12 protein-coding genes are annotated in these 16,698 nt (G+C 71.5%); 3 read left to right on the top strand and 9 right to left on the bottom strand.

Going from position 1 to position 16,698, the window contains the following annotated elements; translation table 11 throughout:
* Positions 1-90: 90 nt before the first annotated feature.
* From DC008_RS26220 to DC008_RS26210, 3 genes are all read right to left on the bottom strand, one after another.
* A complete protein-coding gene (locus tag DC008_RS26220) occupies positions 91-996 on the bottom strand; it encodes an ADP-ribosylglycohydrolase family protein (RefSeq protein ID WP_108709046.1) in 906 nt (301 codons plus the stop codon).
* A 12-nt stretch (positions 997-1,008) separates the two neighbouring features.
* Positions 1,009-1,668, bottom strand: a complete 660-nt coding sequence (locus DC008_RS26215) for a histidine phosphatase family protein (RefSeq protein WP_055622117.1) — start codon at positions 1,666-1,668, stop codon at positions 1,009-1,011.
* A gap of 116 nt (positions 1,669-1,784) precedes the next feature.
* A complete protein-coding gene (locus DC008_RS26210) occupies positions 1,785-2,390 on the bottom strand; it encodes a YdbC family protein (protein WP_055622118.1) in 606 nt (201 codons plus the stop codon).
* A gap of 155 nt (positions 2,391-2,545) precedes the next feature.
* On the opposite strand from DC008_RS26210, the gene DC008_RS26205 reads away from it, so the two are divergent.
* Entirely contained in the window at positions 2,546-3,076 is a 531-nt protein-coding gene (locus DC008_RS26205) for a TerD family protein (RefSeq protein WP_108709045.1), read from the top strand.
* A 75-nt stretch (positions 3,077-3,151) separates the two neighbouring features.
* Here DC008_RS26205 and DC008_RS26200 read toward each other — a convergent pair whose 3' ends face one another.
* Positions 3,152-6,046 (bottom strand): vitamin B12-dependent ribonucleotide reductase, encoded by a 2,895-nt coding sequence (locus tag DC008_RS26200; RefSeq protein WP_108709044.1) that lies wholly within the window; start codon positions 6,044-6,046, stop codon positions 3,152-3,154.
* 164 nt (positions 6,047-6,210) lie between these two features.
* Positions 6,211-6,780 carry a transcriptional regulator NrdR gene (gene nrdR, locus DC008_RS26195; protein WP_108709043.1) on the bottom strand — a complete coding sequence of 190 codons (570 nt, stop codon included), beginning with the start codon at positions 6,778-6,780 and terminating at the stop codon, positions 6,211-6,213.
* 679 nt (positions 6,781-7,459) lie between these two features.
* Between nrdR and lexA the strand changes: the two genes are divergently transcribed.
* Positions 7,460-8,239 carry a transcriptional repressor LexA gene (lexA, locus tag DC008_RS26190; RefSeq protein WP_055622122.1) on the top strand — a complete coding sequence of 260 codons (780 nt, stop codon included), beginning with the start codon at positions 7,460-7,462 and terminating at the stop codon, positions 8,237-8,239.
* Positions 8,240-8,422: 183 nt separating this feature from the next.
* On the opposite strand, the gene DC008_RS26185 is transcribed toward lexA, so the two are convergent.
* The 4 genes from DC008_RS26185 to DC008_RS26170 all read right to left on the bottom strand — a co-directional run bounded on the left by DC008_RS26185 (position 8,423) and on the right by DC008_RS26170 (position 14,995).
* Positions 8,423-10,450 carry an ATP-dependent DNA helicase gene (locus DC008_RS26185; protein WP_108709042.1) on the bottom strand — a complete coding sequence of 676 codons (2,028 nt, stop codon included), beginning with the start codon at positions 10,448-10,450 and terminating at the stop codon, positions 8,423-8,425.
* Positions 10,451-10,625: 175 nt separating this feature from the next.
* Positions 10,626-11,387 carry a GNAT family N-acetyltransferase gene (locus tag DC008_RS26180; protein WP_108709041.1) on the bottom strand — a complete coding sequence of 254 codons (762 nt, stop codon included), beginning with the start codon at positions 11,385-11,387 and terminating at the stop codon, positions 10,626-10,628.
* Between the two features lie 26 nt (positions 11,388-11,413).
* Entirely contained in the window at positions 11,414-13,303 is a 1,890-nt protein-coding gene (locus tag DC008_RS26175) for an IucA/IucC family protein (protein ID WP_425276551.1), read from the bottom strand.
* Between the two features lie 207 nt (positions 13,304-13,510).
* The gene (locus DC008_RS26170; RefSeq protein ID WP_108709039.1) at positions 13,511-14,995 is read right to left on the bottom strand and encodes a diaminobutyrate--2-oxoglutarate transaminase family protein; all 1,485 of its coding nucleotides are present in this window, start codon (positions 14,993-14,995) and stop codon (positions 13,511-13,513) included.
* Between the two features lie 472 nt (positions 14,996-15,467).
* Between DC008_RS26170 and DC008_RS26165 the strand changes: the two genes are divergently transcribed.
* A complete protein-coding gene (locus DC008_RS26165; protein WP_108709038.1) occupies positions 15,468-16,688 on the top strand; it encodes a trypsin-like serine peptidase in 1,221 nt (406 codons plus the stop codon).
* Positions 16,689-16,698 lie beyond the last annotated feature (10 nt).

Genomic DNA, 16,698 nt, shown 5'->3' with positions numbered 1-16,698 from the left:
GCACCCCGCCCCGCAACGGCCGGCCCACGGGGACCCCGGACGAACGACGACCCCGGGCCGGCCACCCGGACAACCGATGAACCCCGGGCTCTACACCGCCGCCCGCACCCACCCCGGCAATGCCTCGGTCCGCCGCTCCCACTCGACCGGGACGGTCCCCGCCTTGCCCGAGCCGATCACGCCGCCCACGATCGCGCAGGTCGTGTCCATGTCGCCGCCGACCTGGGCGGTCGTCCAGAACGCCTCCTCGTAGTCACCGAGGGCACGCGCGGCCGACCAGAGCGCGAAGGGCACCGTGTCATGGGCCGTCGTCCGCCGGCCGCAGCCCAGTACGGCCGCGACGGTGGCCGCGTCACCGTAGTCGAGCATGTCCCGGGCGCGGCGCAGGCCCGCGGCGACCGCGCTCTTCGGGACGAGGGCGACGACGTCGTCGAGCAGGGACTCGGGGCGGGGCGGCCCGCCCGGCGCGGCGGTGAGAGCCGCGGCGGCGGCGACCGCCATGGCCCCGACGACCGCCTCACGGTGCTGATGCGTGGGGTAGGCCGAGATCTCGGCCTGGTGGGTGGCCTGCTCGGGGTCGTCGGCGTACCAGGCGCCCAGCGGGGCGATCCGCATCGCCGCGCCGTTGCCCCAGGAGCCCTGCCCGTTGAACAGCGCGGCGGACAGCTCGCGCCAGTCGCCGCCCTCCCTGATCAGGCGCAGCAGCCGGTTGACGGCGGGCCCGTAACCCCGGTCGAAGTCATGGTGCTCGGCGAAGGAGCGGGCGAGGGCGTCCTGGTCGATGCGGTGGTGTGTGCTGAGCACGACGACGACCGAACCGGCCATCTCGGTGTCGTCCGTCCACTGCCAGGGGCCGGGAGGCAGCTCGCGGCGCTTGAGCAGCGGATAGTTCGCCGGGACGAAGAACTGCGAGCCCAGCGCGTCCCCGACCGCCAGTCCGCGCAGACTGGCGAGCGCGCGCTCCAGGCGCCCGTCGGAGGAGGAATCAGCGGTCATCGCACTGCCACTCTATCCGGTGATCCCGTACGGCTCCGGGTCACGCCAGCGGTCGAACGGCCGGTCAAGCGTGTACTTGCCGTCCTCCCCCAGAACGAGCATCCGCATCTCCGCGTTCCCCGGATTGGACAGGGACTCGAATTCGGCGACCGTCCAGTGGAACCAGCGCATGCAGAACAGCCGCATGGCCAGGCCATGGGTCACGAGCAGCACGTTCGGGGGGTGGTCGGGGGCCTCGAAGCTGCGGAAGAGGCTTTCCAGGAAGCCACCGACCCGGTCGTAGACGTCGGCGCCGGACTCGCCCTGCGCGAAGCGGTAGAAGAAGTGGCCGTAGGCGTCCCGGTACGCCTTCTGGAGGCGGACGTCGTCGCAGTCCTGCCAGTTCCCCCAGTCCTGTTCCCGCAGGCGGGGCTCCTCGCGGACGCGTATCAGCTCGGGGTCGAGGTGGAAGGCCCGCAGCGTCTCGTGCGTGCGGCGGTAGGGGGAGACGTAGACGCTGACGCGTTCGCGGCCGAAGACCTCGCGCAGCCGTTTGCCGGTCTCCTCCGCCTGCCTCCAGCCCCGCTCGGTGAGGGCGAGAGCATGATCGGGTTCACGTTCGTAAACGGTGTCATCAACATTGCCGGTTGACTCGCCGTGCCGGACAAGGACGATGCGCCGTGGTCGTGCCATGCCAAAACCCTAGATCGGGTGACGGCTGATCGAGCACTTCTGGGGGCTCCATACGGCGTAGGTCACACATTTCCTGCCCCAAGGATCACATCGGGACGGCCGTACGGGGTGGGACGTCACACCGTCCAGGTGGGCTCCAGTTCCACGATGTCGCCGGTGAGGGCGGCCACGTCGGCCTCCGTCTGGGCCCGCAGGGCGAGCCGCTCCACCCGCTCGGTGCGATATTTTCCGTGCTCGGCGGCCGACCGCCACATGGACAGCACCAGGAACTCGGGGCCCGGCGCCTCGCCGAACAGCCCGCGGATCATTCCCGGCGACCCGGCCATCGCGGGGTTCCAGACCTTCTCCTGCATGAGCATGAAGTGCTCGGCACGTTCCTCGTGGACCCGGCAGTGGGCCACCCGGACCAGGTCGGCGTCGGTGAAGCGCGGCTCGAAGCCGGTCTTCACGTCGAAGCGGTAGTCGAACAGCTTGACCTGGGCGTCCTTGAACGTGCCGGACTGGGTTGCGGCCAGGCGGTCGTGGGACCGGGCCATGAACGAGTCGTAGAAGGAGCGGCTCTCCCAGAACGAGAAGACATGCGCCACGCCCTGCCGCCCCCGGCTCCATCCACCGCCTTGCCCCCTGAACCCCGGCTCCCCCAGAAGCCCCGCCCATTTCCGCTGCCCCCGCTCGAAACCGCGGCGGTCCACCACGGTGCAGCGAATCCACTTGACCAGCACCGCGCCATCGTAAGGCCAGGGGACGTGGCGCCGGTCACGGTCGGCGGGAGTGCTTCGCGGCACGCGCTCCGCTTCACGTGGCAGGATGGACAACCGGCCTTGTCTGTCGGGCAGTTCAGGTCGACGCACTCGCGGCACGGGGAAGGGGAAACCTGGTGAACGCCATCAGCAAGAGCTTCCGGAAGGTCGAGATCTCGGTCAAATGGGATCCGAGTCCGGCCGGGCAGCCGCCCACCGACCTGGACATAGTGGCCGCGACCTATCCGGCGAGCGACCCGTACGGCGATCCCGCCTACGTGGTCCACTTCGACAGCCGCTCGCCCGACGGCACGATCCATCTGAACCGGGACAGCAAGGACGGCCAGGGTTTCGGCTGGGACGAGGTGCTGACCGTGGAGCTCGACCGGCTCGACAGCCGGTACGCGCGCGTGGTGGTCGGCGTGGTGATCCAGCAGCACCCGGCGCAGCGGACCTTCGTCAGCGTCGTGAAGCCGGCCCTGCGCATCCGCGAGGGCTACACGGTCCTCGCCGAGGACGACTTCGGCGGCGTCCTCGGCGCCACGGCGGCGACGGTCGCGGAGTTCGTCCGCGAGGGCCCCACGACCTGGGACTTCCGCCCCGACGTACACGGCTTCGAGGACGACCCGGCGACCTTCACCCAGACGATGGGCCACCGCCGCAGCTGAGGCCGGCCGGACACGCAGGAGGGGCGCCCGCACGATCGCCGGCGCCCCTCTTGTCACGCGTCACTCATCAGCGGGTCAGCTGCAGCCGCTCGTCGAGCCGCAGCCCTCGCAGATGTAGCAGGAACCGGCCCGCTGCATCTTCGTACCGCAGGAGAAGCAGAGCGGGGCGTCGGCCTGGATGCCCAGCTGCATCTCCACCAGCTCGGCGCTCGTGTGCGCCTCCTTCGGGGCGGGCTTGGCCGCCTCGGCCTCGGCCTTCGGCGTGGCGACGGCCTTCAGCTCCTGGGCGCGCGGCGCCGACTGGGCCAGGCCCTCGACGTCGACCTCGTCCTCGGACGGCTCGTACGAGCCGGTCTCCAGGTGGCGCTGACGCTCCTCGGCGGAGTGGATGCCGAGCGCGGAGCGCGTCTCGAAGGGCAGGAAGTCCAGCGCCAGGCGGCGGAAGATGTAGTCGACGATCGACTGCGCCATCCGCACGTCCGGGTCGTCCGTCATACCGGCCGGCTCGAAGCGCATGTTGGTGAACTTCGAGACGTACGTCTCCAGCGGCACGCCGTACTGGAGGCCGACGGAGACCGCGATGGAGAAGGCGTCCATCATGCCCGCGAGGGTGGAGCCCTGCTTGGACATCTTCAGGAAGACCTCGCCGAGACCGTCGTCCGGGTAGGAGTTGGCGGTCATGTAGCCCTCGGCGCCGCCGACGGTGAAGGACGTCGTGATCCCGGGGCGGCCCTTGGGCAGGCGCTTGCGGACCGGGCGGTACTCGACGACCTTCTCGACCGTCTCACGGATGGTGGCCTCGGCCTTCTCCGTGATCTCGGTCTTCTCCTTCTCCTTGGTCTTGGCGGAGAGGGGCTGGCCGACCTTGCAGTTGTCGCGGTAGATGGCGAGCGCCTTGACGCCCATCTTCCAGGCCTCGAAGTAGACCTCCTCGACGTCCTCGACCGTCGCCGTCTCCGGCAGGTTGACGGTCTTGGAGAGGGCGCCGGAGATCCAGGGCTGGATCGCGGCCATCATGCGCACGTGGCCCATCGCGGAGATGGAACGCTCGCCCATGGCGCAGTCGAACACCTCGTAGTGCTCGTGCTTGAGGCCGGGGGCGTCGATCACATTGCCGTGCTCGGCGATGTGGGCGACGATCGCCTCGATCTGCTCCTCCTGGTAGCCCAGGCGGCGCAGGGCCTGCGGGACGGTGCCGTTGACGATCTGCATCGAGCCGCCGCCGACCAGCTTCTTGAACTTGACCAGCGCGAGGTCGGGCTCCAGGCCGGTGGTGTCGCAGGACATCGCGAGACCGATGGTGCCGGTCGGGGCGATGACGGACGCCTGCGAGTTACGGAAACCGTTCTTCTCGCCGAGGCGCTGCACGTCCTGCCAGGCCTCCGTGGCGGCGGCCCAGATCGGCGTGTCCAGGTCGTCCACGCGGACGGCCGCGGCGTTGGCGTCGGCGTGCTGCTTCATGACGCGCAGGTGCGGCTGGGCGTTGCGGGCGTAGCCGTCGTACGGGCCGACGACCGCGGCGAGCTCTGCGGAGCGGCGGTACGAGGTGCCGGTCATCAGGGAGGTGATGGCACCGGCGAGGGCGCGGCCGCCGTCCGAGTCGTAGGCGTGGCCGGTCGCCATCAGCAGGGCGCCGAGGTTGGCGTAGCCGATGCCGAGCTGGCGGAACGCGCGCGTGTTCTCACCGATCTTCTGCGTCGGGAAGTCCGCGAAGCAGATGGAGATGTCCATCGCGGTGATGACGAGCTCGACGACCTTGGCGAAGCGCTCGATCTCGAACGACTGGTTGCCCTTGCCGTCGTCCTTGAGGAACTTCATCAGGTTCAGCGAGGCGAGGTTGCAGGACGTGTTGTCCAGGTGCATGTACTCGCTGCAGGGGTTCGAGCCGTTGATACGGCCGGACTCCGGGCAGGTGTGCCAGTGGTTGATGGTGTCGTCGTACTGGATGCCGGGGTCGGCGCAGGCCCAGGCGGCCTCGGCCATCTTGCGGAAGAGCGACTTGGCGTCGACCTCCTCGATGACCTCGCCGGTCATGCGGGCGCGCAGGCCGAACTTGCCGCCCTGCTCGACCGCCTTCATGAACTCGTCGTTCACACGGACCGAGTTGTTGGCGTTCTGGTACTGGACGGACGTGATGTCGTCGCCGCCCAGGTCCATGTCGAAGCCCGCGTCGCGCAGGGCGCGGATCTTCTCCTCCTCCTTCACCTTGGTCTCGATGAAGTCCTCGATGTCGGGGTGGTCGACGTCGAGGATGACCATCTTGGCGGCGCGGCGGGTGGCGCCGCCCGACTTGATGGTGCCCGCGGAGGCGTCGGCGCCGCGCATGAAGGAGACGGGACCCGAGGCGTTGCCGCCGGAGGACAGCAGCTCCTTGGAGGAGCGGATGCGGGAGAGGTTCAGGCCGGCACCGGAGCCGCCCTTGAAGATCATGCCCTCTTCCTTGTACCAGTCGAGGATCGACTCCATGGAGTCGTCGACGGACAGGATGAAGCAGGCGGAGACCTGCTGGGGCTGCGGCGTGCCCACGTTGAACCAGACCGGGCTGTTGAAGCTGAAGATCTGGTGCAGCAGGGCGTAGGCGAGCTCGTGCTCGAAGATCTCGGCGTCGGCGGGCGAGGCGAAGTACTTGTAGTCCTCGCCGGCCTTCCGGTACGTCTTCACGATGCGGTCGATCAGCTGCTTGAGGCTGACCTCGCGCTGCGGGGTGCCGACGGCGCCCCGGAAGTACTTGCTGGTGACGATGTTGACCGCGTTCACCGACCAGAAGTCGGGGAACTCGACGCCACGCTGCTCGAAGTTGACCGAGCCGTCGCGCCAGTTGGTCATGACGACGTCACGGCGCTCCCAGGCCACCTCGTCGTACGGGTGCACGCCGGGGGTGGTGTGGATGCGCTCGATACGCAGCCCCTTGGCCGTCTTGCCGCCCTTGGCGCGGGAACTCCGTGCCGGACCGCTCGCCGTCTCTGTCATGCCGCCTCCCTGTACGGGCGAAAACGCCCTGAAGTGCCCCGATGTTCCCCGTGGCACATGTTCTGTCCTTCGCTGCGGGCACCTCTGTCGCCGCCCGCAGCACGTCTTTGTCGCGCCGCTCGCTCGGCCGGATCCGGGTCTGTCGACACCGGGCCGGCCCGCCCTCAGTCGGCGGCTTCGGCGGGCACGGGCACCGGTACGGCTTCCGCGGCCCCGCCGTCGTCCTTCTGGCCCCCCGTGTCCGCGCGCGCCGCGCCGGCGCGGTCGTCGTCGTCCGCGGACCGGCGCCCCGTCGTCTCCCTCAGTTCCACGATCGCGGCCTCGAAATCCTCGAGCGAGTCGAACGCCCGGTACACGGAGGCGAATCGCAGATAGGCGACGAGGTCCAGCTCCTGCAGCGGGCCGAGTATGGCCAGCCCAACGTCGTGGGTGGTCAGCTCGGCGCTCCCGGTGGCCCGCACCGCCTCCTCGACCCGCTGGCCGAGCTGGGCGAGGGCGTCCTCGGTGACCGGCCGTCCCTGGCATGCCTTGCGCACACCGTTGATGACCTTGGTACGGCTGAACGGTTCGGTGACTCCGGACCGCTTGATCACCATCAGTGAGCACGTCTCCACCGTCGTGAAACGACGGGAGCAGTCGGGACACTGACGGCGCCTGCGGATCGACGTGCCGTCGTCCGTCGTACGGCTGTCGACGACGCGGCTGTCGGGATGCCTACAGAAGGGACAGTGCATGGCTCCGAACCCTCCTCACAGCAGACTCAATAGCCTCGCCGGGCCACATGGGCCCCGCCGAAGCAGCCTCAAGCATAGGCGATCTCCGAGCGTTCGAAGACCCGGGTCACCACAACTTCTGGGCCGCTTCCGCAATCCAACCACTAGATGTGGGGATTGGCCCATACATCCACGCCGTAGCGCGTGTCGTGCCGAGGCGAGCGCCAGGGCGGGCACCGGGTGAGGGCCGGACGAGTCCCGGAGCGGCTTCCGGGAGGCCTCGGAGGGCGCCGCCGGGGGCCACGGAGGGCGCCGCCGGGAGGGCCGCGCCTACGCCGTATGCCCCGCGACCGGGTCGTCACGCCGGACATTCGGGTGCACGCCCGTATCGCCACGGCACATACGGAGATAGCGTGAGCGCCGCACGGAGGGGAGGTGGGACTCCCGCACAGATGGGGGTCGATCCACGAGTGGACCGGCCCCGGATGGCAGACTGGGGCAACCACCTACGAGGCCGTGGCCCCGGCGGTGAAGAGTACAACAACGGGCCCCTTCGCCCGCCGGGAAAGCTTGCCAGCCATACACCTCGCCCTGTGATCACGTAAGACGATTCGCGATTTTTCACTCGAACGTGTGTTTGGCGCAACCTTTCGAAAGCAACTACCGTTGTGCAGCAGGGAGACCATCGAGAGGGGCCGACGTGACCACCACCGCAGACAGCGCCACCATCACCGCCCAGGACCGCTCCCAGGGCCGACTCGAGCCGGTGCATGCGATGAACGAAACCGTGAATCCCGAGGCGCAGAAGCGCTCGCTCCCGGGCCGACCTCCAGGCATCCGGGCCGACAGCTCGGGGCTCACGGACCGCCAGCGCCGAGTGATCGAGGTCATCAGGGATTCCGTGCAGCGGCGGGGGTACCCACCGTCGATGCGGGAGATCGGTCAGGCGGTCGGCCTGTCGAGCACGTCCTCGGTCGCCCATCAGCTGATGGCGCTGGAGCGCAAGGGCTTCCTGCGTCGCGACCCGCACCGCCCGCGCGCCTACGAGGTCCGCGGCTCCGACCAGGCCGCGTCGGTGCAGGCCACCGACACCGCCGGCAAGCCCGCCGCCTCCTATGTCCCGCTGGTCGGGCGGATCGCCGCCGGTGGCCCGATCCTGGCCGAGGAGTCCGTCGAGGACGTCTTCCCCCTCCCCCGGCAGCTGGTCGGCGACGGCGAGCTGTTCGTCCTGAAGGTCGTCGGTGACTCGATGATCGAGGCCGCGATCTGCGACGGCGACTGGGTCACGGTCCGCCGCCAGCCCGTCGCCGAGAACGGCGACATCGTGGCCGCCATGCTGGACGGCGAGGCCACCGTCAAGCGCTTCAAGCGCGAGGACGGCCACGTCTGGCTTCTCCCGCACAACGCCGCGTACGAGCCGATCCCCGGTGACGACGCGACCATCCTGGGCAAGGTGGTGGCGGTGCTGCGGCGCGTGTGACGGCCGCGGCGGGCGACGCCGAAGGCGCGTCGGCCCTCTGACCGGGCCCCGGGACCTCTGCGCCGGTTCCGGGGCCCTGTGCTGTCCCGGTCCCGGCCCACGGGGACCCCGGTGTCGGTCCGCTCCCGATCAGTGGTTAGCCTGTCGCGGTCCCGCGACAGGCTAACCACGATCAAGCACGGGTCACTCCGACTCCTCGGCCTCCACCGGCTCCGCGCCGGCCGCCTCGTTCGCCTCAGCGGCCTCCGTCTCCCGGGCCTTCGCGTCGATCGCCGACAGCGACCGGCGGACCTGGTTGCGGTCCGTCGTGTACCAGAAGTCCGGCAGGGACGCCTTCAGATAGCTCCCGTAGCGCGCCGTGGCCAGCCGCGGGTCCAGCACCGCGACGACACCGCGGTCCCCCGTCGCCCGTACGAGACGACCGGCGCCCTGCGCCATGAGCAGCGCGGCGTGGGTGGCGGCGACCGCCATGAAGCCGTTGCCCCCGGAGTCCTCCACCGCCTTCTGGCGGGCGCTCATCAGCGGGTCGTCCGGGCGCGGGAACGGGATCTTGTCCATGACGACCAGCTGGCAGCTCGGCCCGGGGACGTCGACGCCCTGCCAGAGCGACAGCGTGCCGAACAGACAGGTCTTCGGGTCCGCCGCGAAGTTCTTGATCAGCTCGCCGAGCGTCTCCTCGCCCTGGAGGAGGATCGGGTACTCGGGGATACGGGAGCGCAGCTCTTCGGCGGCCAGCTGTGCGCCCCTCATGGAGGAGAAGAGCCCGAGCGTGCGCCCGCCGGCCGCCTGGATCAGCTCCGTCAGCTCGTCCAGCATGTCCCCGCGGTCACCGTCCCGCGCCGGGCGCGACAGGTGCTTGGCGACGTAGAGGATGCCCTGCTTGCGGTAGTCGAACGGGGAGCCGACGTCCACGCCCTTCCACTCCGGGACGTCGTCGCCCTCGGTGCCCTCCGGCGCGGGGCCCAGGGAGGCACCGACGCCGTTGAAGTCCCCGCCCAGCTTCAGCGTGGCCGACGTCAGGACGACCGAGCGGTCGGTGAAGAGCTTCTCGCGCAGCAGACCGGACACCGACATGGGCGCCACCCGCAGCGAGGCGCCGAAGCGGTCGTGGCGCTCGTACCAGACGACGTCCCACTCGGAGCCGTTCGTGATCCGCTCGGCCACGTCGTGCACGGACTCCACCGAGGCCAGCGCCTGCTTGCGGACCGCGTCCTCGTCCTGCACGGACTTGTCGCGGGTGGCGCCGATGGCCGAGATGACCGTACGGCAGGCGTCGCGCAGGGCCATGAGGGCGTACCCCAGGTCCTCGGGGATCTCCTCCAGGCGGCCCGGCAGAGCGAGCTCCATCAGCCGCTCGAAGCCCTCGGCGGCGGTCTGGAGCTGGTCGGCTGCCTTCTCGTTGACGAGCTTCGCCGCGCGGCGCACCGCCCGGTTGACCTGCCCCGGGGTGAGCTCGCCCGTCGCCACGCCGGTGACCCGGGAGACGAGCTCGTGCGCCTCGTCGACGATCAGCACCTCGTGCTGCGGAAGCACGGGGGCGCCTTCGATGGCGTCGATCGCCAGCAGAGCGTGGTTGGTGACGACGACCTCGGCGAGCTTGGCCCGCTCGCGGGCCATCTCGGCGAAGCACTCGGCTCCGTACGCGCACTTGGTCGCGCCCAGGCACTCCCGTGACGACACCGACACCTGCGCCCAGGCACGGTCCGACACACCCGGCGTCAGATCGTCCCGGTCGCCCGTCTCGGTGTCGTCCGACCAGTCGCGCAGCCGCAGGAGGTCCTGCCCGAGCTTGCTGGTGGGCGCCGCCGCCTCGAACTGGTCGAACAGGCCCTCCTCCTCGTCCTGCGGCACGCCCTCGTGCAGGCGGTGCAGACAGAGGTAGTTCGACCGGCCCTTGAGCATGGCGAACTCGGGGCGCCGGCGCAGCAACGGGTGCAGCGCGTCCACCGTGCGCGGAAGGTCCCGCTCCACGAGCTGGCGCTGCAGGGCCAGGGTGGCCGTGGCCACCACGACCCGCTCCCCGTGGGCGAGCGCGGGCACCAGATAGCCGAGCGACTTACCGGTGCCGGTGCCCGCCTGGACCAGCAGGTGGGAATTGCCGTCGATCGCCTCCGCGACGGATTCGGCCATGGTCACCTGGCCGGGGCGCTCCGTGCCGCCGACGGCGGTGACGGCGGCATGCAGGAGTTCGGGGAGTGAGGGCTTCGTCATAGCGCGACCACCTTACGGCCCGGCACTGACAATCGGGCGATCACGGTTGGGGGGGCCGGACGGGATCAGGGCAGGCACCGTCTTCGCTCGGGATCAGCTGGGATCGGAAGAGCCCGTTTCGAGTGCCCTGAGGTCCAGAGATGATCGCTCATGGTCGGGAGAACCATGACGGCCGTCACAGCAGATGGCGCAGATTCCGGTCCCTGACCATGAGGGCCGCCCGCTTGCCCGGCAGGTCGATCTCCGAGGAGAAGCGGAATCCGGCGCCGAGGAAGGCCGCGACGGACGGGATGTTCCGCAGGTCGGGTTCCGCCACGACCCGGCCGCACGCCGGCCGTCTGCCGAACGCGAGGTCGGCGACCGCCCGTAGCAGCGTCCGGCCCAGGCCCCGCCCCCGGTCGGCGGGCCCGCCGATGAGGAGGTGGACACCGATGTCGTGGGGCCGGGCGGGATAGTGGCGGGCGAGCGGGTCGAGGTCGGCCCGGTAGATCTCCCAGTAGCTCATCGGCTTGCCGTCCAGCAGGCCCACGCACGGGACGCTCCGGCCGTCGCCGGAGAGCTGGACCCGCAGATGCCTCTCCGTCGTCTCCTCGGGCCCGGCGAGATCCCAGAACTCCGCGACGACCGGATCGTTCATCCAGCGCGTGAGGAGTGGAAGATCGCGTTCGACGCGGACCGGCACCAGGTGGAACACCCCGGCGGCGGTGCTGACCGGCCCCCAGTCGGCGACATGGCCGAGGAGGTCGGACATCCCGGCGAGCAGGTCGCCGGGGTTCTCGTCCCCGGCGTCGTCCGCCTCCGGGCCCGAGGCGATGAGGGTGACGAGTTCGTCCGGGAGTTCCAGGTCCAGGGTGTCCTCGCCGTCGGTGTCGGGCGGGGGGACGGGACCGGGGCCAGGGCCGGGGCCGGTGGTGGCGCTGGTGTCGGTGGGGGGCACGACGAGGTCCTCTCGGGAGCGCTGGGTCAGGGGTGCAGCGGGTTGGGGATGCCGACGTACACGGACTGGGTGTCGACCGGGCCGACGAGTTCGTCCAGGCCGTGCAGGCGGGTCAGCAGGTTGGCCTTGCAGCGCAGCACCGGGGAGTCGAGCAGCCGTGCGGGGAACGAGCTGCGCAGCCGGGCGGGGCCGGTGGCCACGTCGCCGAGGAAGCGGCGGAGCGCGGCGAGCAGCAGCCGTTCGTCGGCGAGGCCCTGGGATCCGAACGCGCCGATGAGCCCGAGGACGTTGTTGATGCCGAGGTAGTAGGCGAACCGTTCGTCGGTGACCTCGTCGGAGACGAACGTGTCGCTGAGTTCGCCGATGCCGGGGAGTTGTGCGTCGAGTTCCGCGCGGTGGGAGGCACGGAAGTAGTAGCCCTGGTTGTCGCGGTAGCGGGCGCCCGCGGGCCAGCCGTCGGCGTCGAGGAGGAGCAGGGTGTTCTGCTGGTGGGCCTCCAGGGCGATCCCCGCCTCGGAGTCCAGCCAGAGCACGGGCCGTACGACCTGTTCGAGGTAGCGCAGGAACCACTCGGCGGCGACCGCGCCGGGCGGCCGTCCGGTCCGGGCGGCGAGCCGCGCGACGACCTCCGCCAGCCGGGACGGTGCCGGTGGCGCGTCCGGGGCGGCCGCGGGGCCGTACGGGCGGGGCGACACCAGGCCCGCCACACAGGACACGTCGTCCGAGGGCGTGAAGGGGTTGTGCCGGATCATCACGTCGAGCCCGGTCACCGGTGAGCCGTCCGGTCCGTCGACGGCGAGCCAGGCCGGGTCGCGCACGATGTCGAAGCCCGGGTGCGCGGCCTGCCACCGCGTCCCGAGGCCGCCGCGCAGGAGCCGGTGCACCTCGACGCCCCGGTGCAGTTCCTTGCGGAGGTTCTCGCGGCGGGAGTTGGTGATGCGCAGACCGAGGGAGAGCTTGAGCATGGCCGCGGCGCCGGGGCGATGGACCGTGCGGACGGACGAGGTGGGGTGCCAGGGCGGCCCGTGGGTGCCGAGGTCGCGGAGCAGACCGGCGTCGAGGAGGGCCGCCGTGCCGGGGCGCTGCCGGACCTCCCGCAGTTGCCAGGGGTGCAGCGGCAGAGCGGCGTAACCGTCCGGCAGCGGCAGTCCGGGGCCGGCGAGCCGGGCCGTGAGCTGGGCGGCGGTGACGACCCGCCCGCCCTCGGTCCACGCCGAGTCGGTGGCGAGGAGGTCCGGCGCGACCGCCAGCCAGGCGAGCGGGAAGGAGCCGCGCGTCTCCGGCGAGTAGTCCCGCGTCTCCGCCTCGGACAGTCCTTCGCGGCTCTTGGGCGTGGGGTGGAACGGGTGCCCGAGGACGAGGGCCTGCTCGGCGGCGAGGAAGCGGTCGGTGCCGTCGTCCGGGTGGGCACGCCGGTCCTGGATGAAGACGGCCGTCCGGCGGACGGAGTCGGCGACGCGCGCGACGAGGTCGATGCTCTCGGCCGCCGGGTCGGTGCTGCACGCGGCCACCGGGCCGGTGATGCGCTCGGCCCCCGACTCAGTGGTGCACTCGCTGTTGGCCGCCGAGGAGCGCACGGCCGCCGCTTCCCGGGTCAGGAGTGCGGCGAGGGTGACGGCGTCGAGCGGCGGGTTGCCCTCGAGGGTGCCGGCCGGACGCGGAAGCCCGAACCGGTGCCATCCCGTAGGCGACCAGTGCTGGACCGGCACGAGCAGCGTCGTGCCGATGGTGGGCAACGGGAGGCGCAGGACGCCGTCGGACGGCGCCGGCACCCGCGTCTCGCGGACGTGGCAGCGGAGCAGGTTCTCCACGGCGGCCGCCTGGGCCGCCTGCCACGGGTCGGGGTGGTCCAGGAGGTCGGGGGCGCGCGAGGAGCGGGCCCCGATGGCGCGGTCGGGCGCGGGAGTGATCGTCACGGTGGGTCCTCTGCGGGGACGGGGGCTCTGGGGTGCGTGGGGGCGCCTTGGGGTGAGGCCGGGCGCGGGATGCGCCCGCGGTGGTGCGGGAGGCGGGGTGAGCCGTGCCGCGTGACGTGGCTGCGGTGGCCCCGGTGGTGTGGGGCCGCCGCGGGTGGTGGGGTGATGTGCCAGTGACCTTGGAGCGCGGGGCGGGGAAGCGTGCGCCTAGTCGGTGTGCGGAGCCCGGTCGCCCTGCCGTCCGGGCCCCGGGGGCCGCTGAGGTGCGGACGCGTGCCCGGCCTGGCCGCCCGACACGGCGTCCACCGCGTCGGCGAGCCGGTCCAGCACCGCGGCCGCCTGCTCGTCGGTGATGGTCAGGGGCGGCAGCAGCCGTACGACGCTGGAGTGGCGGCCGCCGAGCTCGACGATCAGGCCGCGGCGCAGGCACTCCCGCTGGATGGCGGCCGCCAGCCGGGGAGCGGCGGGCCGGGGCTGCTCCTCCGCCGGCCGGGCCGTCTCCGCGAGGGTGACGATCGGCTCCCCGGCGCTCACGGCCGGCGCCTCCGGGTCCACCACCTCGACCCCCAGCATCAGCCCCCTCCCCCGCACATCGCCGATGCAGGCGTGCTCGCCCGCGAGCCGCCGCAGCTGCCGCATCATGTGCGCGCCCAGGTCGGCGGCCCGTTCGGCGAGCCGGTTCTCACGGACGTGGGCGAGGGTGGCGGTCCCGGCGGCCATGGCGAGCTGGTTGCCGCGGAAGGTGCCGGCGTGGGCACCCGGTTGCCAGGCGTCCAGCTCCTCCCGGTAGACGATCACCGCCAGCGGCAGGCTGCCGCCGATGGCTTTGGACAGGACCATGACGTCGGGGGTGACCCCGCTGTGCTCCACGGCCCAGAACGCGCCGGTGCGTCCGACGCCGGTCTGCACCTCGTCGGCGATCAGGGGCACGGATCGGTCGGCGGTGATCCGCCGCATGCGCCGCAGCCAGGTGTCCGGCGCGGGCAGCACGCCGCCCTCCCCCTGGACGGGTTCGAGGATCATCCCGGCCGGTTCGGGCACACCGGACTTGGGGTCGTCGAGGACGGACTCGGTCCAGCGGGCGGCGAGTTCGGCGCCGCGTTCGCCGCCGACCCCGAAGGGGCAGCGGTAGTCCTGCGGGTACGGCAGACGCGCGACCCGTACGTCGCGGGCGCCCCCGGAGGCGGCGAGGGCCCCGCTGGTCATGCCGTGGTAGGCGCCGCTGAAGGCGAGGATGCCGTCCCGTCCGGTGGCGGCCCGGACGAGCGTGAAGGCGGCCTCGACGGCGTCGGTGCCGGCCGGTCCGCAGAACTGCACGCGCGCGTGGTCGGCGAGTCCGGGCGGCAGCGTCCGGAACAGCTCGGTGACGAAGGCGTCCTTGACGGGGGTGGCGAGGTCCAGGACGTGCAGGGGTGCCCCGGAGTCGAGGACCGCGCGGATGGCCTCCAGCACCACGGGGTGGTTGTGACCGAGGGCGAGGGTGCCGGCGCCGGACAGGCAGTCGAGGTAACGGCGGCCGTCCGCGCCCTCGATGGTCATGCCCCGGGCCCGGACCGGCACGATCGGCAGGGCGCGGGCGTAGGTGCGGGCCGCGGACTCGCGGGCCGACTGCCGCCGCAGGATCCCCTCGTGCGCGCTGCGCGCGTCCTCGGTCCCGGGCACTGTCCCGCGTACGGATTCGGTTACGGCCATGGCTCCCTGTCCTCCCGCTGTCCAGGGGCGAGCGGGTCTTGCGTGTCCTCGCCCGTCCCGACATACGCAGCCCCGCGAGCGTCCACTCGAAACTGCGGGGAACCGGGGACCGGGGACCGCACACGCACGGCCGGCCCCCACCGCTAAAAAGAGCGGGACGCGCGCCGGGTTACGGGTAACCCCACAATCTCTGCGCGAGGAGGGGGCACAGGGGCGGTCGCGGTGATGGCCGGACGCCGTCCCGGCGCGCTGACCTGCCCGGCTCGGCGGGCTGTGGCTGAACCGTTGCCGTTCCGTCGGAACTCTCCCACAGCGACCGCATAGTGTGTGGTGCCGTTCCACCGGGCCGCTTGCCGTACGCGCACGCCGCAGGGCGGACGATCGGCCCGCCGGCCGGACAAGTGATCGGACGGCGGCCGGCGCACGTATGCGAGAGCGGCACAAGTACCGTCACCTCAGGGGGAGTCACACCATGCGATCCATACGGCCGTCGTTCACCGCCCGCAGGGAGAAGAGCGCGCGCCGCGGCATCTCCCCGCTGCCGGTGGTCGCGCTCGCCGCCGCCCTCGTCCTCACCGCCACCGCCTGTGAGTCCGGGGAGGCCGACGCCGGGGGCGGAGGCAAGGCCACCGCGTCCGCCGCCGCCGGCGGCGAAGGCAAGATCACCATCCCGGACGACATCAAGGACAAGCTCCGCGAGCACGGGATCGACATCGACAAGTGGCGGGACGGCGACTGGAAGAACTGGGACCGCGACGACTGGCTGCGTGAGGCCAAGGACTACATCAACCCGATCATCGAGGACCTCTGGGACCCGGACCGGATGCGGGACGCCGAGGACCCGGACCGGGGCATCGACGAGAGCGACCTGTCGGGCGACCAGGGCGTGACCGATCCGACGCCGGACCCTGTGGACGCGCAGGCCGTACCGCCGAGTTACCACGCGAGCGTGCCCGAGGCGGGCAAGGTGTTCTTCGACGCCCCCGAGGGCACGATGGTCTGCTCGGCGACCGTCGTGAAGGACCCCGCGAACCCCGGCAAGTCCAACATGGTGTGGACGGCGGGCCATTGTGTGCACGCGGGCAAGAGCGGCGGCTGGTACCGGAACATCGCGTTCGTGCCGTCGTACAACGACGCCGGGCGCAGCGCGGCCGAGTTGGAGGGTGTCGCCAAGGAGGTGGCCGCTCCGTACGGCATCTGGTGGGCCGACTGGGCGCAGACCTCGGACCAGTGGATCGCGCAGGGCGGTCCGACCGGCGGTGCCGGTGCCCCGTACGACTTCGCGGTGCTGCATGTGAAGCCGGAGAACGGGGGCGGCAAGTCCCTGGAGGAGACCGTGGGTTCCGCGCTTCCGGTGGAGTTCGCCGCCCCGGCGGTGCCCAAGGTGAAGAGCGTCAAGGCGATCGGCTACCCGGCCGCGGCGCCGTACGACGGGCAGAAGCTGTATCAGTGCCAGGACCGGCCGGGCCGGCTGTCGCTGCGCGCGTCGGACCCGACGATGTACCGCATCGGCTGCACCATGACGGGCGGTTCGTCGGGTGGTGGCTGGGTCGCCACCGGTAACGACGGCAAGCCGGCGCTGGTGTCGAACACGTCGATCGGCCCGGTCGAGTCCGGCTGGCTGGCCGGTCCGCGGCTGGGCAAGGAGGCCAAGACCGTCTTCGACGGGGTCAGCGACAAGTTCGCCCGCTGATCCACGGCAT

It is taken from the genome of Streptomyces nigra, from assembly GCF_003074055.1.
GTDB lineage: Bacteria > Actinomycetota > Actinomycetes > Streptomycetales > Streptomycetaceae > Streptomyces > Streptomyces nigra.
This window is presented reverse-complemented; position numbering and strand designations above follow the sequence as displayed.

Coding starts and splice junctions, on each gene's coding strand:
- DC008_RS26220 (WP_108709046.1), bottom strand. CDS start 996: ATGACCGCTGATTCCTCCTCCGACGGGCGCCTGGAGCGCGCGCTCGCC.
- DC008_RS26215 (WP_055622117.1), bottom strand. CDS start 1,668: ATGGCACGACCACGGCGCATCGTCCTTGTCCGGCACGGCGAGTCAACC.
- DC008_RS26200 (WP_108709044.1), bottom strand. CDS start 6,046: ATGACAGAGACGGCGAGCGGTCCGGCACGGAGTTCCCGCGCCAAGGGC.
- nrdR (WP_108709043.1), bottom strand. CDS start 6,780: ATGCACTGTCCCTTCTGTAGGCATCCCGACAGCCGCGTCGTCGACAGC.
- DC008_RS26185 (WP_108709042.1), bottom strand. CDS start 10,450: ATGACGAAGCCCTCACTCCCCGAACTCCTGCATGCCGCCGTCACCGCC.
- DC008_RS26170 (WP_108709039.1), bottom strand. CDS start 14,995: ATGGCCGTAACCGAATCCGTACGCGGGACAGTGCCCGGGACCGAGGAC.
- DC008_RS26165 (WP_108709038.1), top strand. CDS start 15,468: ATGCGATCCATACGGCCGTCGTTCACCGCCCGCAGGGAGAAGAGCGCG.